Annotated in this window: 12 protein-coding genes and 1 riboswitch; of the genes, 3 read left to right on the top strand and 9 right to left on the bottom strand. The window is 38.7% G+C overall.

Going from position 1 to position 15,620, the window contains the following annotated elements:
* Nucleotides 1–13: 13 nt before the first annotated feature.
* The 5 genes from CJ483_RS00405 to CJ483_RS00385 all read right to left on the bottom strand — a co-directional run bounded on the left by CJ483_RS00405 (nucleotide 14) and on the right by CJ483_RS00385 (nucleotide 5,748).
* Nucleotides 14–2,431 carry a heavy metal translocating P-type ATPase gene (locus tag CJ483_RS00405; RefSeq protein ID WP_120030921.1) on the bottom strand — a complete coding sequence of 806 codons (2,418 nt, stop codon included), beginning with the start codon at nucleotides 2,429–2,431 and terminating at the stop codon, nucleotides 14–16.
* A 118-nt stretch (nucleotides 2,432–2,549) separates the two neighbouring features.
* Entirely contained in the window at nucleotides 2,550–2,756 is a 207-nt protein-coding gene (gene copZ / locus CJ483_RS00400) for a copper chaperone CopZ (RefSeq protein WP_120030919.1), read from the bottom strand.
* Nucleotides 2,757–3,252: 496 nt separating this feature from the next.
* A complete protein-coding gene (locus CJ483_RS00395) occupies nucleotides 3,253–3,558 on the bottom strand; it encodes a metal-sensing transcriptional repressor (protein ID WP_120030917.1) in 306 nt (101 codons plus the stop codon).
* A 412-nt stretch (nucleotides 3,559–3,970) separates the two neighbouring features.
* Nucleotides 3,971–4,825, bottom strand: a complete 855-nt coding sequence (locus CJ483_RS00390; RefSeq protein WP_120030915.1) for a class I SAM-dependent methyltransferase — start codon at nucleotides 4,823–4,825, stop codon at nucleotides 3,971–3,973.
* 341 nt (nucleotides 4,826–5,166) lie between these two features.
* Nucleotides 5,167–5,748 (bottom strand): nitroreductase family protein, encoded by a 582-nt coding sequence (locus CJ483_RS00385; protein ID WP_120030913.1) that lies wholly within the window; start codon nucleotides 5,746–5,748, stop codon nucleotides 5,167–5,169.
* Between the two features lie 198 nt (nucleotides 5,749–5,946).
* Nucleotides 5,947–6,149: riboswitch (cobalamin riboswitch) on the bottom strand.
* Between the two features lie 683 nt (nucleotides 6,150–6,832).
* Between CJ483_RS00385 and CJ483_RS00380 the strand changes: the two genes are divergently transcribed.
* The 3 genes from CJ483_RS00380 (at nucleotide 6,833) to CJ483_RS00370 (ending at nucleotide 10,916) form a co-directional block, all read left to right on the top strand.
* Nucleotides 6,833–7,933, top strand: coding sequence for a DmpA family aminopeptidase (locus CJ483_RS00380; protein ID WP_120030911.1), 1,101 nt, complete (start codon nucleotides 6,833–6,835; stop codon nucleotides 7,931–7,933).
* Nucleotides 7,934–8,055: 122 nt separating this feature from the next.
* The gene (locus tag CJ483_RS00375) at nucleotides 8,056–9,456 is read left to right on the top strand and encodes an APC family permease (RefSeq protein ID WP_120030909.1); all 1,401 of its coding nucleotides are present in this window, start codon (nucleotides 8,056–8,058) and stop codon (nucleotides 9,454–9,456) included.
* Nucleotides 9,457–9,530: 74 nt separating this feature from the next.
* Nucleotides 9,531–10,916 carry a sigma-54 interaction domain-containing protein gene (locus CJ483_RS00370; RefSeq protein WP_182916913.1) on the top strand — a complete coding sequence of 462 codons (1,386 nt, stop codon included), beginning with the start codon at nucleotides 9,531–9,533 and terminating at the stop codon, nucleotides 10,914–10,916.
* A gap of 352 nt (nucleotides 10,917–11,268) precedes the next feature.
* On the opposite strand, the gene CJ483_RS00365 is transcribed toward CJ483_RS00370, so the two are convergent.
* The 4 genes from CJ483_RS00365 to CJ483_RS00350 form a co-directional block, all read right to left on the bottom strand.
* Nucleotides 11,269–12,615 (bottom strand): APC family permease, encoded by a 1,347-nt coding sequence (locus CJ483_RS00365; RefSeq protein WP_406909509.1) that lies wholly within the window; start codon nucleotides 12,613–12,615, stop codon nucleotides 11,269–11,271.
* Between the two features lie 149 nt (nucleotides 12,616–12,764).
* On the bottom strand, nucleotides 12,765–12,944 hold the full coding sequence (locus tag CJ483_RS00360) for a hypothetical protein (RefSeq protein WP_120030902.1): 180 nt from the start codon (nucleotides 12,942–12,944) through the stop codon (nucleotides 12,765–12,767).
* Between the two features lie 54 nt (nucleotides 12,945–12,998).
* Nucleotides 12,999–14,099, bottom strand: a complete 1,101-nt coding sequence (gene aguA / locus CJ483_RS00355; protein WP_120030900.1) for an agmatine deiminase — start codon at nucleotides 14,097–14,099, stop codon at nucleotides 12,999–13,001.
* Nucleotides 14,100–14,563: 464 nt separating this feature from the next.
* A complete protein-coding gene (locus CJ483_RS00350; RefSeq protein ID WP_120030897.1) occupies nucleotides 14,564–15,562 on the bottom strand; it encodes a DUF4822 domain-containing protein in 999 nt (332 codons plus the stop codon).
* Between the last annotated feature and the right edge of the window lie 58 nt (nucleotides 15,563–15,620).

Genomic DNA, 15,620 nt, shown 5'->3' with positions numbered 1-15,620 from the left:
CTCCCTTCTATATTTAAGCCTTTAATTTGATTCTTTGCAGTCTTAGGGCATTGAGGACGACCGATACCGAACTAAATGCCATCGCTGCTCCAGCTAGCCACGGAGCTAAGAAGCCTACTGCAGCAATGGGGATGCCGATACAGTTATAGGCAAGTGCCCAGAAGAGGTTTTGTTTGATATTTGTTATCGTCTTCTTACTCATAAAAATTGCGTCTGCAATACTATTTAAATCACCCCGAATGAGGGTAATATCTGCCGCTTCCATTGCCACATCGGTACCCGTGCCAATCGCCATCCCGATATCAGCTGTCGCAAGTGCCGGGGCATCGTTAATTCCATCTCCTACCATGGCGACTTTTTTGCCAGCTTGCTGAAGCTTTTTCACTTCCGTTGCCTTGCCTTCTGGCAAAACTTCAGCAATGACATGCTTTATTCCGACTTGCTTAGCAATCGCCTGAGCCGTTTGGGTGTTATCCCCTGTAATCATTACAACGTCCAAGCCCATATTGTGCAATCGGGCAATCGCTTCTTTGGATGTTTCCTTAATGGTATCCGCAACAGCAACCATACCTGCGTAGCATCCGTCAATGGCTACTAACATAGCTGTTTTCCCTTGCTTCTCTAAACTCTCCATTTTCGGTAATACTTGTTGTACATAAATGTTATATTTCGCCATCAATCTGCGTGTACCAATGAGTAATTCTTTGCCGTTCACTGTCGATTGAATACCGTAACCGGGAAGGGCTTCAAAGGTCGCCGGTGACCCTAGTTCAATCCCCTTTTCTTTAATTCCCTCCACGATCGCTTCAGCGAGTGGGTGCTCTGAATTTCTCTCAGCCGTACCTACTAGTGTAAGAAATTCCGTTTCATTCACGCCCTCTGCTAAAACAACATCCGTCAAGGAAGGTTTCCCATTTGTAACTGTTCCTGTTTTATCCAGAATAATTGTATCTAAACGATGGGTCGTTTCCAGGTGTTCTCCACCCTTGAATAAAATCCCAAACTCAGCCGCACGGCCTGAACCGGCCATAATCGAAGTTGGTGTGGCCAGACCGAGTGCACAAGGACAAGCGATAACTAACACCGCAATGAATTTTTCAAGAGCCTCTGCGAATTCCCCAGGGCTTACAGCGAAGTACCACATAAGAAAAGTTATAACCGCTATACCTACTACAATTGGTACAAAAATGCCTGAAATCTGATCGGCTAAACGTTGAATTGGAGCTTTTGAACCTTGTGCTTCTTCAACAACTTTAATAATTTGAGCTAAAGCTGTGTCTTTCCCCACTTTCGTCGCTTTAATTTTTAAGAAACCATTCTTGTTAATGGTTGATCCGATTACATGGTCTCCAATGGTTTTGTCGATTGGAATGCTTTCTCCGGTCAACATTGATTCATCAAGCGCTGATTGACCTTCGACAATCTCACCATCTACTGGCACCTTTTCGCCAGGCTTCACAAAAACAATATCCCCTTGCAAAACGTCTTCTATAGGAATGATCATTTCTTGCCCATCGCGGACGACAGTTGCATTTTTTGCCTGTAACCCCATTAGTTTCTTAATGGCCTCAGACGACCGGCCTTTTGCCTTCGCTTCAAACAATTTGCCTAAAATAATTAAGGTAATCAAAACCGCACTCGTTTCATAATAAAGCTCAACCATGTGGTCTTCTGAGCCAATTGACATAATGCTTAAATACAGACTATAGAAATAAGCAGCTGATGTTCCTAAAGCAACCAACACATCCATGTTGGCACTTTTATTTCTTAGAGCTTTAAAGGCACCGACATAAAACTGTCTTCCGATAATGAATTGAACCGGTGTGGCGAGGGCGAATTGTACCCAAGGGTTCATAAACATATCTGGCAGCCAAATAAAAGAGGTGAATTCAAAGTGACTAACCATTGCCCATAATAATGGAAAAGATAAAATAGCCGAGAAAATAAATTTGCCGGTTTGCCGCTCGATTTCCTTTTGTCGATGATCGGCTTCCTCTCCGGTTTTTTCCTGCTTTTGTTCAAGGGTATAGCCCAGTTTTTTAATGGCCTCCCTCATATCAGAAATAGAGACTTGATCAGCGTTATATTCCACAAGAACCGACTCTAATGCAAAGTTCACCACGGCTTTTTCGACGCCATCTAATTTATTCAGCCGTTTCTCAATTCTATTTGCACAGGCCGCACAAGTCATTCCAGTAATATCAAATTCTGCTTTATCCGTTACCACGTTATATCCTAAAGATTGGACTTTCTTCTTAAATGTTGCTGTATCTGTTTTATCGGGGTCATATTTAATCTTTGTTTTCTCAAGAGCAAAATTTACATTTGCATCTTCCACGCCATCTATCTTCTTCAACCCTTTTTCAATTCGTGTAGCACAAGATGCACAAGTCATCCCCTCTATTTTCAGGGTTGCTTCTTTTTGAGTCATATTATCCACTCCTATCTTCCGCATACTCCACAGGGGTATATTTTTCTGAAAATAAATCGTGCCATTTTAGCACGATTTATTTTCATTTTTATTTAATGATTATTTTTGCTTGAGCAGGCTACTCAACATCGTATCCTTGATCTTCAATAACCTCGGTAATCTCTTTTAAGCTTACTTCATTCGCATCAAATGCAATATCCACTTTTCCTTCGTTTAGATGAACATTGACAGATTCTACCCCTTTTAACTGACCTACATTTCCTTCAATAGAATTAACACAATGTCCGCAAGACATCCCTTTTACATTAAGTGTGACTTGTTGCATAAGAACCCCTCCTTAAGTGATGATCTAACTTTTTACAATTCTTATATTACCATACCCCTGTAGGGTAGTAAATAGGAAAATAAAATTTATTTTGCGATAATCAGGCATTCTTTCCTGCTGTTCAGATCAACTTGTCCCAAATGTTTGACTTGATACGCTTAACAAAGCCCCACACTAATAGTGTCTAATGCTGATTCAGTAATAAAAATCGATACAAACGGATCGCTACAATAATTTTCCCTGAAAATAATTTTCTTATTCGTCTCGCTCTTTTTCTTCTTTTATGTAGTATGTGTAAGTCACTGGATCACTCTTTCTTCTCCTTATGGTTTATTTGTCTTTTATACGAGGAAGCAGTATCCATTCTTTTGATGTAATACCCTCTCCCTGTGTAAAAAAACTACTAAAATGTTCGCTTATTTATCTCTTCGCTATTCCCTCTCCTCGTATACATCTGCCCAAGAAAAAAAACCAACTACTGAAAGCTGGCTTTTTACTATAAAGATTTAGAGAATCGTTTAAATACTTCCATCAATTCTTGAATCGCTTCTTCTTCATCCCCATCTCTTATAGCATCCGCTACACAATGCTGGGTGTGCCTTTCTAATAAATGCAGACCAACCTTATTCATCGCTGCATTAATAGCTGAAATTTGAGTAAGAATATCTACACAATACCGGTCGTTTTCAATCATATTTTGAATGCCGCGCACTTGTCCCTCTATTCTTTTTAACCGGGTAATTAGCTGATCTTTTTCTTTTGTTGATCTATGAGTTGTTTTCGTCTCTTCAGAATGGTTCATATAAGTATCACCAGCTTATCTTTAAAATTTTTCATACTTACAAATGTGTCCATGATACATACCGGAGGTACCCCATGATTGTACCATAAAGATACGAGAAGAAATACGAAAATGCGTCTCCTTTAGAGAATGTATGAAGCAAAGCCTTGCCTATTCACTATTTGCCTTATCATGATTCCCTATGTAAAAAGATCTCCTGCCTATCGTGGCTATCCGATCATGTATTTATGCCTGTTTAATTATTTTGCCCACACTTTGAAGTGAATAAAACGCTGACTGATCAAAACGTAAACGATTATTACTGATTTACCCAAATTAAGATTTTGGCCAACGAGAAACCAAAATAACCGCTTGATTGAAGCATGGCACATCCGTATGATAAATGAATTTATTTTCCAGGATACACACCCCATCAAATGTTTACCGGCTTCCAATAAAGCAGCGCCGCATGAATGGTATAGGAATATTCATATTGCCCATTTTTCTCTACTACGTATCGGCTTAGCGCTTGCTCAACTTCTTGTTGATTATAGTCTCTTGTTAGAATTTTGCTGACGTTATCACGTATAAGAGCTTCAAACGATTCATATATGCTCACGCGCGGGATCTCAATAATTCTACAATTGGCCATAATTCCAAGCTGATACAGAATATTTTGCAAATCAATATAATCCCTGCGTCTAAACTTTATGGAATAACCGTGTTCTCTATGTAAATCTATATAGTGAGGCTTTTCTGGACCGCTTGTCATACCCGCTATAACAAGCCGAGAGGCAGCCTGATTCATTTTAAGTAAAGCTTTATCGATATCGCGGATGCGATAATAACAGTTTATTCCAAACACTACATCACACGTTTGCTTAATGTTGAGCTGTTCCCATTTTTCATGTATAAAGCTTATATTGTTTAATTGCATCTTTTCGGTTTTATGTTTTAAAAAATCGATAATGCTTTGGGAAATATCAACGCATGTAAGCTGTTTGACATGTTCAGACACACAGAATGTATAATTACCCCAGCCGGGCCCAATCTCCAGTACATGATCACTTTCATGGAGCAGCTTCAACAGCTCTTCTTGGATGATGTGTGCATAAGCATTTGTATCGACTGTGCCATTTTGCTGCTTTTTTTCCAAAAAAGCGTTCCAAAAGGCATCTTCCGCTTCATCATTTATCATTCGGTTAGAAAGCGTTCCGTCCCACTCTTTCATATTTTCTTTCCATAAGTCAATGTAGTTACGTCCTAAAGATGTGCTTATACTATTCATCTATCCAATGCTCCTTCTTTTTGTATTTGCTTAGGTTATATAAAAAACAAGGGGTTATAAGCTCCTCAGCTTTTTATTCCGGATAACGTAAATTACTATCAAGGCTTGATCCACATATAAAAACTGTACATTTTCTGAAAGGTCCTTTATAAAAAAGCATTTCTAACCATTGAAGAGGATAGAAATGCTTTTTTAAAGTAAAAGAAGACTCTTTCATCGTTCAAACAGATTTAAAAATAGCCTTCTTTTTCGCGTCTTTTATATCCGTCCCTTTATCCGTTAATCAAAGGTTTAACGATCCACATCAAGATCATAAAAAAGCAACCCAATTGAAACCCTTATTATTGACTTGTCCCCATCCAAATTGTTTTGTCTTCGAATGATGTGCGAATGGGCACTTTTACTTTCTTTAATGACTCAGGATCTGGATAGCCAATAAATAAATTACCCACTACCTTTTTATGCTCCGGGGATCCAATAAATCGATAAAGTCGTTCGTCATGTACAAGTCCTACGCCTCGCGTCCGCCATACAAAACCTAGCCCTAACTCATGAGCCGCCAGCCACATCGAATGGATCGCACAACAGACCGCAAACTCGTTGTCTTTTGTGGCGTCTTCATCATCAGGAATAACATCGCTCGTTACAATAATATGTAGTGGCGTATTCTGAACGACCTTTAAAGAGCTTTCAATGAGATTGGGCTTTGTAGGAAATCGCTCTTTTAAGTAATCTTCTGCTAGTTGGTTATACCTGCTCTTGGCTTCCCCTTTTACGACATAAAATGTCCACGGCTCTCTCATTCTATCGTTGGGTGCCCATGTAGCTGCTTCTAATAGCTTAAAGATTTTTTCATCCTCTACTTCGCGCCCATCATAATTACGGATCGCTCTTCGTTGCTGTAGATCTGTTAAAATAGTCATTTTCCATTCCTCTCCTTTAACTAAAAGTATTCCTGGCTATTCATATGAATGTTCTCTTACAGTGACCCAAAAAAGCAGCAATAAAAAAGCATTTAAACCTGTATAGTTTAAATGCTTACAAAAAAGAGTGCATGCCCTTATATAAAACCCAGCCATTATCTTCTTTCCGTAAACACCTCCCTATATCCCGTAGGTCCATCTGTGTTCTTTAAATAGGCAGGTTTCCTGACTTATCTTCTACACAACCCGCGCCTTCCCACTTTTTCGTTTATAAAAGCAGTGACGTTATGCAGGTTGCTCTGAATTTACAGTGGCGGGAACCGTGTTGGATTTTCACCAAGCTTCCCTTTTAAGCTGTCCATCTTTAATATACACACAGCACCTATTCAAAAAATATTCACTTTTCTACATATTACCACAAAACGATGCCGGCATGTTCACTAACCCTTTCCAGACATACTTTTCAGTTTACTCTTGTCCAAATGACGCCAACCTCTCCGCTCTCAAGCGTTCATAATTTACATACGGAAGAAGCTACAACTTTACTTTCGATATGGAGCAAGAGATAAGTTACTGAAGAACCTTCTTCAGGTAGGTTCATTGAAAGCATTTTATGAAAGTTTGTCATTACACTGTATGTTTAAACTGACAGTATGGTTGATAGAATGAAAGGCCCCATATTCGTATGATTAAAGGTCCATATATGTAAGTTTAAACTAACATTACTTTTATATGGCATTTTTCAGTTAGTAGAAACTCCTTGATTTAAAAGGGAATTTGAATCATTCATTGCGTGGAATGATTCTTGCTTTAACTCATTTAAGAGAAAAGATTGATAGCTGGCGATCATTGCCTTGTCATCTTAAATGTATGAAGGCCACACTATATGGCACTAAAAATTTTAGTTAATACCGTCTGAAAGGAGGGTTTAATGAATTGCCGTCATTTTTCTTTTCCTTTGTTTTGTGCATTAGCAATACTTTTTGTGAATGTTTTAAAGTCTCCCTCCCCTAACTTAAAGGTGTAGAGGAGCACAAAAATTTTTTATTCATGCCAAATAATCTGCTAGACAGGAGGAATACATATGTCCGCGAGAAAACGAGCACGTGATATTGGATTAGATTTTCCTGGTGTGCCGGGGCACTTTAATGCGATTACTGATGTTCCAGGTGTTAAGGTCGGCTATACAACGATTATAGAAGGAGAAGGTCCTGTTGTAATTGGGGAGGGCCCGATCCGTACGGGCGTAACGGCTATTTTGCCGCGAGGAACAAAGGAAAAGATGCAGCCCGTTTGGGCCGGCACATACAGCTTAAATGGAAATGGCGAAATGACAGGAATGCATTGGGTAAATGACGGCGGCTATTTCTTAAGTCCGATCTGTCTTACGAATACACATTCTGTCGGCATGGCTCATCATGCCACAACCAAATGGATGATTGAGAAGTATAAAGAACAGTTCAGTGAGCATCACCTTTGGGCAATGCCAGTTATTGCAGAAACATATGATGGATTGTTAAACGACATTAATGGCCAGCATATCAAAGAGGAACATGTCCTATCAGCTATCCATTCAGCAAAGTCCGGGGCCATCGCTGAAGGCAATGTTGGTGGAGGAACTGGCATGATTTGTTATGAATTTAAAGGCGGAACGGGTACGTCATCCCGCATAGTTGAACTAAATGGCGAACAGCATCATGTGGGAGTGTTAGTTCAAGCAAACTATGGTATCCGCGACTGGCTTACCGTTTTAGGTGTACCTGTTGGAAAACATTTAACTGAGCATAAAATCCTTTCTAAAGAGCAAGGCTCCATCATCGTTATTATCGGGACAGATATTCCGATGCTTCCCCATCAGCTTAAGCGCCTTGCAAAGCGGGCGGCGATTGGGATTGGCAGGAGCGGAAGCCCTGGCGGAAACAATTCCGGTGATATTTTCCTGGCCTTTTCAACAGCAAATCAAATGGATATCCCCCAACTTTTAGAAGACAAATTGACAATGACTTTTGTCAATGATGAGAGTTTTGATCCTATTTATGAAGCCGTCTGTCAATCTGTTGATGAATCAGTCATTAATGCGATGATTGCAGCCAAAACAATGTCTTTAGTGAAACCCTTTGGAAAGAAAGCTCATGCCATTGATCACGAAAAGTTGCTTAAAGTGATGAAGCAATATACCCGTTAAAGATACACATTTTTATCAAACATATATCAACTTTTTAAGTCCCAAGGCTATAGGGGCTTGAAAAACACAAAATTAGTCTGAATAATCAAAAACATCTCAATAAACTACGAGGAGGCTATAACATGGATCATGTCAAAAATACAAAGAGTCATGCTGCACCACAATTAAATCGAACGTTAACTCTTTTTCCCTTGGTGTTTATGGGATTAGCCTATATGTCCCCGATGGCCGTATTTTCTCCCTATGGTATCGTTGCTCAAGGGACACAAGGAAGAGCGGCGGCTGCCTATTTAGTAGCGCTTATCATGGTTTTATTTACTGCCTATAGTTACGGAAAAATGGTAAAAGCCTTCCCTTCGTCTGGTTCCGCTTATACGTATGCTTCTAAAACAATTAATCCGAGTGTCGGTTTTCTAGTTGGCTGGGCTGTTTTAACAGACTATATTTTCCTGCCGGTGTTAAACATATTAGCCTCGGGTATCTTTATTCATGCAACCTTTCCGCAAATTCCTTTATGGGCGGGCATGTTATTGCTGCTTGGTACGGTTACGATTGTTAACATGTTTGGAGTGAAATTAAATGCTAAAGTTAATACTTTAGTGGTTTTATTCCAATTTTTAGTCGTAGCCTTTTTTGCTGGATTTGCGATTCAAAGAATCCAAACCGGCATGGGGGCGGGAGAGCTATTTTCTACCCTTCCATTTTACAATCCTGAACACTCATTTTCCCTCGTGCTGGCGGGTGCCTCTATCGTTTGTACCTCCTTTCTTGGTTTTGATGCAGTCACAACGTTTACAGAAGAAACGGTCAACCCAAGAAAAACCGTACCGAGAGCCATTCTTCTTATCGCTTTAATAGGAGGTGCCATGTTTATCGGATTATCTTACTTACTTCATATGGTACATCCCGATTTTGATTCATTTAAAGATCCCGAAGCAGGAGGATATGAAATTGTTTATTTTCTAGGCAGTGCATTGCTCACTTCTTTTTTCACCGCAGGTTTTATTATCGCTTCTATCGGAATGTCCTTAACTTCACATGCAAGTGGTGCCCGTCTTCTGTACGTTATGGGGCGAGATGGCGTTCTTCCGAAAAAAATATTTGGTTACATTCATCCGAAGCTTATGACCCCGCTGCGAAATGTTTTAATTATCGCCGTAATATGCTTATTAGGTTTTTTCATAGATTTAGAAACAGCCTTTTCGTTAGTAAATTTCGGAGCCTTGCTTGCCTTTACATTTGTTAATTTATCTGTTATTGCTCATTACTTTATTAAAGAAAAGCGCCGCGGTATAAAAAACTTTCTATTATATTTAGCTCTTCCCTTAACCGGGGCTGGTTTTAATATATGGATTTTGGCGAATTTGAGTAAAAATGCCCTTAGCTTAGGTTCTATATGGGTGGCAGCCGGGGTCGCCTACCTTCTTTACCTAACAAAATTCTTTACAAAACAACCGCCCCACATGAACTTTAACGAGGCAGAGTATTTAGATTCAAATAAAGATATAGAGAAATTATCCTAAGTTTATTCTTTACTTGATTATTTGTTATGATAAATATGTGGAAGAAGGTCACTATTTTTCAGGAGATTATGTACATGTTAACATTGGAAACTTGCTTAACTATTATGGAACAAATTGAAGGATTAGTTATTGTAGATGATCAAGCAAGAATCATGTTTATGACAAAGCGCTTAGCCGAAGACGTAGGAATTAACCGTGATCAAGTTATCGGAAAGCACATTCTTGATGTCATTCCTACTTCAAAAATTCACCAGGCCGTTCAAATGAGAGAACCCTCGATTGCTGATTTTTATTTCTTGAAACATACGACAATTGTAAGCAGCCGCTTCCCCTATTACGAGGGAGACAGGTTTGCTGGCGTAGTAGAATATGATCTGTTTGATAATTATCAACTATTGAAAAACTTCATTAAAAAAATTGATAGTCTCCCTACTGAACTTAGCTTTTTCAAGCAAGAACAAAAACGACTAAAAGGAAATAAGTACTCCATTGAAAATATTGTTGGCGACAGCCCTCAAATGAAGAAGCTTCGCAAGGAGATTGTGAATGCCGCCCATTCAAATTCAACTGTATTGATCACTGGCGAAACGGGAACCGGAAAAGAATTGGTTGCTCATTCGATTCACGCATTAAGCAAAAGTAGTCAGGGTCATTTTGTTAGCTTGAATTGCTCTGCTATTCCATTAGAGCTGTTTGAATCAGAGCTGTTCGGCTATGAAGAGGGATCGTTTACAAACGCTCGAAAAGGTGGGAAAATGGGGAAGTTTCAACTAGCCAGTAAGGGAACATTGTTTTTAGATGAAATTAACCAAATGCCTCTTGCACTGCAGCCGAAGATTTTGCGGACATTACAAGAAAAAGAAATTGACAGAATTGGCGGAAAACATAGCATCCCTATTGATACAAGGATTCTATGTGCTACGAATCAAGACTTAAGAGACTTAATTAAAAAGGGGAAATTTAGAGAAGATCTATTTTATCGACTTAATGTTTTCCACATTCGCATCCCGCCATTAAGAGAGAGAAAAGAAGATATTCCCGCACTTGTGCAGCTCTGTATTGAAAATCTCAATCACTTTCTCTCTCGTAATGTTAAATCGGCTTCCAGTGAAGTGCTCGATATCCTACAGCAATACGATTGGCCTGGTAATGTGAGAGAACTGCAGAATACTTTAGAAAGAGCAATGAACAGTATAGATACAAACACTCATCAGCTCGATGCTCAACATTTCGAATCGTTTATCGAAGAGAATTTATCAAGCCGCCAAGAACCTCTCATCCCTCAATCAGCAGAAAAGCCGCTTGAAGAAGTAAAGAAACGAGCTGAAAAAGAGGCGATCATCCAAGTGCTAAAAAAATGCAATGGGAATCGTACAAAAGCTGCTCAGGTATTAAAGATCTCCCGTCCCCTTCTTTATCAAAAAATCAAACGACTGGGAATCGATCTGAGTAAAATTTAACTCTTATTTAGAGAAACACTTGTATTTTATCAATTTCAACTGTCTGCCCCCTGCTAGGTATATAGGGGGCAGGCCGCCTCTTTTTTAGCTATGGTTTTATCGAATCTCGGAATAATCATCTACTAAACCCTCTATAAAATATAGCGAAATTTCTCCAAGGAGCGCATTGTGTACTATCCAACAGAAATTGCCTTACCATTCGATTTACTGATCTATTGTTCTCTCGTTATCCATTCCCCCTTTTGAAACTGTTTAAAGTGAAACGATGAATCAAACAAAAAACTAATGGGCCTTTTTCTATTTACAGAAAAAGGCCCATTAGACTCAAACGTTTGTCTGATAAATTTCTTTTTCATTTCTCTTCATTAAATTGGGGAGGCTGGACCCTAAAAAAGTTAGTGACACGCAACAGATACAATATGCCAATGGCAGCCCATACAAACCCTACTACTTTAGCGGCAAAATCAAGTTCAAACCATAAATACAAATTGAATCCCAACCCTATTAGCGGTAAAATAATTGAGGCGATAATCGACTTTAGTGTATTTCTTTTACTTTTCTCGTATTTGAGGAAAAACATGATAACAGATAAGTTAACAAAAGAAAAAGCGATAAAGGCGCCAAAGTTAATAAGGGAGGCTGCCCTTGCCAAATCTAAAAACATAGCCGAGCATGCTAATACTCCGATTAATAAAATATTTAAAATGGGAACTCCTGTACGCGGGTGGATGTAACCGAAAAACCTTTTCGGTAAAACCCCATCCCGACCCATCGCATATAATAAGCGGGAAGCACTCATTTGTTGAGTTAATCCACAGGCGAGGACGGCGATGAGATAACCAGCGATAAATATGGCCTGAAAGAGAGCGCCACCGATATACTTGGCGATTTCTGGAGAGGCGCCAGCTATGTTTTCTATAACAGAAATGTCAGGAAACAAAGTCTGCATAAAATAAGTTACTGCGATAAAAAAGAGACCCGCCACAAAAGCAATAATGAAGATCGCCTTAGGTATGTTTTTTTTAGGTTCAACTGTTTCCTCTGACAACGTCGTGACTGCATCAAATCCTAGGAATGATAGTGCCAGTACGGATGCTCCTGCAAAAATGTTAGAAAAGGACATGTCTCCACTGAAGAACGGCATAGCAGAGAATAACTTTCCATCCTCAGTATTTATAATCCCACGAATAGTAAAGACCACAAAAAGAATCGCAACAAGAAATTCAATAATAACCATAAAATAGTTGACGAGAACGGCCAGCTTAATATCAGCAAGATTCAGTCCCGTAGTAATGACAATGGTAGCAAAAATCCATATCCACGGTGGCACATTCGGAAATGCCGCTGAAAGATAGATGCTAGAAAGCAGCGCGTTAATCATAGGCAAAAAGAGATAATCTAGCAAGGCGACCCAGCCCACTAAAAAACCTAGATAAGAGTTCATTGTCTTTCTCGTATAGGTGTAAGCGGATCCTGATGTGGGATAGACTTTAACCATTCGACCATAGCTGTAGGCAGTGAATAGCACCGCAATCGTAATTAATACATAAGCTGCCGGAACATGTCCGTTTGTTATGTCAGACACAATCCCAAAGGTATCAAAAACGGCCAGTGGAGCCATATACGCCAGCCCAATAAAAATAACATGCCTTAATTTTAATGTGCGTTTTAATTGACCTTCATTAACATCCGTATTCATTTTTTTTATGGCACTATCCACACTCATTCCTCCCGGTGTATGGCTTTAATTTTAGGATTCGAATAGTATACAACGGTAATTGAATAGTTATATTCTTTTATCTATTACATAAACAGCTTCATAAAAATCGCTCATTTGTTGATGCTTCGTCATTCCATAACGATCGAACCTAAAACATGGCGGATAAAAATACCTTGCGCCATCCCTGCAACTCTTTTTGAGTAATCACATAGAAATTGAGATTCAACCTTTAATGGAAACGCTTCCTTTTTAAAGAAAGAGAAACAAAAGAATTCTTTATAGATATACAGATGACTCAACTCAGACACCAGAGCTGCATCCTCATCTTTACTTAGTCTATAACCTCTTTTCCGTTTAAATGTTTATGGTTTAGGCTGAGCTAGAGTCATGCAATGAATATTGCCGCCACTTAGAGACCACTCTTTTGTCGGGAGACCAATTATTTTTCTGTCCGGCATCATTTCTTGATATTTTTTTATCGCCTCTTGATCCCGCGGATCATTAAATTGTGGTACTAAAAATGCCCCATTAATAAAACATCCATTAATATAAGTTACAGCTAATGGCTGATTGGACTCACGAGGTGCCGCATCCGCGACTACATCAAAGCCTCTGTTTTCTTCTTCTGTAATATAAATAATTTCCGGTATGTGTATTTTATGAATCTCGAAGTTCCTACCTTTTGCATCTGTCTCCTTACTTAAAGTCTCATACGCCTCTTTAAATACTGGATATTGCGGATGACTTTCATCATCAACCCATGAAAGAGCAATCACTCCTGGCTTAACAAAAAAACAAATGTCATCAATGTGACCATCTGTTTCATCGTATAGCATCCCTCTTTTAATCCAAATGACTTTATCCAAACCGAGGTATTCTTTGCAATTTCTTTCCACTTCTTCTTTAGACATATTACCGTTTCGGTTTGGATTCAGATTGCATTGTTCTGTCAAAATAATCGTGCCTTCTCCGTCTACTTGTGTAGCCCCGCCCTCAAGAATAAACTGCCTTGCATCATAGGAATCTATATTTTCAAGCTCAAATAGTTTTTGTGCAAATTGCTTATCTAAATCCCAAGGAAAGTAAAGCCCCTCATTTAAACCTCCATACGCATTAAAACCAAACTGAATCCCTCTTATTTCCCCCTCATCGTTAATCACATAAAAAGCTCCTTTATCTTGGGCCCACGATTCGTTTGTTGACATTTCAATCACACGCACTTTTTCTGACAATCTTGCTCTTGCATTTTCATATTGCGCTGCAGAGCAGATGACTGTCATTTCCTCATACTCAGCAATTGTATTTGCAACCATCACGCACACTTCCTGTGCAGGCTTGCCTCCGTTTCTGAACGCAAAACCTTTTTCCGGCCATATGATAATTGACCCCTTATGTTCCTCAAACTCTCCTGGCATTCTAAAGCCATCCTTTTTAGGTGTGGTACTTTTAATTACTCTTGCCATTTTGTCTTTCCCCTTTTCATTTTAATAATGAGATATCTAGCCTTTAAAATTTAGAGGGCTTCTCTCCTAAAAGCTGTAATGTATAGGATGAGTCACTCCTACTACCACCTCTGTTCATTCAATATTTTTTACAAACCGAACGACCGGTCTGTAATTATTTTAATGCACCCATTGATCGAAAGTCAATTTATTTTTTGAAATTTCAGAAAAATAAATAACGACGAATACTTATAAAACAAGCATGAAAGGACAATAAAGTTAGTAAATTTTAAGAAATTTAAATAATGATCCCCCGTCCACAGCTTCGGACGGGGGTAAAGTTTAGTTGTTTAATTTTGATGTACGTCACTACACTAAAAATATAACCATACATTCGTTTAAGAATTTAATTTTTATTCAAAAAACAGCGTTCAGTAACGGAGAAATCCATTTTCTTTTCAGTTGCATGCCAAGCCCTATTTACATTATTTGGTAAATTTTGGTTTAAAGTCACCTTTATAAGGTTCATGTTCCACGAATACAGTTATGTCCTTGCCACCTTTGTCTTTGCCCGTTCTTTTATACGTAAATTTATTATTATTAAGTTCGGTAAGTTCAAGAGCGACACCATACTTATTATTTCCAATCGAAACATGGGCTCTTATTTTATTTTCGTGTACAATATCGAAGTAGCCATAATCACCACGGCTTTTGCCTGTTTTAGCATTGAAAAACTCATATTTATTCGTCTTGTCATCAAATTTTGCCAGGCTTATAAACATCGAATTATACTTTGTTACCTCATTGCCGTCTTCATCTAATACCTTTGTTCCGTGCCAAAGAGTGCTGCCTAAAATATTATCTCCATCAACGTCTTTAACAATATCTCCTGTAGTAGTGTCTAACTGCTTGTCCGGATCGGTAAAATCCAGCTCTTTTTCTTTATATGGCACATGTTCAACAAATACTTCTACATCGTTGCCATTAGCATCTTTTCCCATTCTTTTATAAGTAAAGACCTCTTTATTTAGTTTTGTCATGTCAACAACAGCTTGGTAATTCATTGATTCTGAAATCAATATTCTCTTCTTCCCATCGTTGGTGATAAAGAACGTTCCCGTATCACCACGACTTTCACCTGTCTGAGCATTAAAAAATTCATATCTTCCTGACTTCGCATCATATTTTGCAAGACCAATGAAGTTTGCATTCTCTTTTGTTAAGTCATTATTCTTTTTGTCATACACTCTTGTCCCTTGCCAATTTGTACGGCTAAGAATGTTAGCCATTTTCTGGCCTTTAGTCAGTTTATTTTCGGATTGTTTCTCTTTATTTGAACTATGGAATTTATTCGCGTTCGTTTGTTCTGTTTTTGTTTCTTGTTTTTGTTCACTTTCACCGGCCTGTGCATTCGTATTGCATCCTGCTAAAGCTAAAGTTAATCCGAGTAGTAAAGGCGATAATCTTTTTGCTGTTTGGTTCATTGTTTCATCTCCTCATTCTATAATTTTGATTATAATCCTTATTAAATCTAATAAAGGA

It is taken from the genome of Bacillus sp. PK3_68 (genome assembly GCF_003600835.1).
Taxonomy (GTDB): domain Bacteria; phylum Bacillota; class Bacilli; order Bacillales; family Domibacillaceae; genus Pseudobacillus.
The sequence above is the reverse complement of the archived record's forward strand: the minus strand, read 5'-3'. Positions and strand labels throughout refer to the sequence as shown.

Excerpts from the sequence above, each read along its gene's own strand:
- CJ483_RS00395 (WP_120030917.1), bottom strand. The coding sequence starts at position 3,558 with ATGAACCATTCTGAAGAGACGAAAACAACTCATAGATCAACAAAAGAA.
- CJ483_RS00385 (WP_120030913.1), bottom strand. The coding sequence starts at position 5,748 with ATGACTATTTTAACAGATCTACAGCAACGAAGAGCGATCCGTAATTAT.
- CJ483_RS00365 (WP_406909509.1), bottom strand. The coding sequence starts at position 12,615 with ATGAATACGGATGTTAATGAAGGTCAATTAAAACGCACATTAAAATTA.
- CJ483_RS00350 (WP_120030897.1), bottom strand. The coding sequence starts at position 15,562 with ATGAACCAAACAGCAAAAAGATTATCGCCTTTACTACTCGGATTAACT.
- CJ483_RS00370 (WP_182916913.1), top strand. The coding sequence starts at position 9,531 with ATGTTAACATTGGAAACTTGCTTAACTATTATGGAACAAATTGAAGGA.
- CJ483_RS00405 (WP_120030921.1), bottom strand. The coding sequence starts at position 2,431 with ATGACTCAAAAAGAAGCAACCCTGAAAATAGAGGGGATGACTTGTGCA.
- CJ483_RS00375 (WP_120030909.1), top strand. The coding sequence starts at position 8,056 with ATGGATCATGTCAAAAATACAAAGAGTCATGCTGCACCACAATTAAAT.
- CJ483_RS00380 (WP_120030911.1), top strand. The coding sequence starts at position 6,833 with ATGTCCGCGAGAAAACGAGCACGTGATATTGGATTAGATTTTCCTGGT.
- aguA (WP_120030900.1), bottom strand. The coding sequence starts at position 14,099 with ATGGCAAGAGTAATTAAAAGTACCACACCTAAAAAGGATGGCTTTAGA.
- copZ (WP_120030919.1), bottom strand. The coding sequence starts at position 2,756 with ATGCAACAAGTCACACTTAATGTAAAAGGGATGTCTTGCGGACATTGT.
- CJ483_RS00390 (WP_120030915.1), bottom strand. The coding sequence starts at position 4,825 with ATGAATAGTATAAGCACATCTTTAGGACGTAACTACATTGACTTATGG.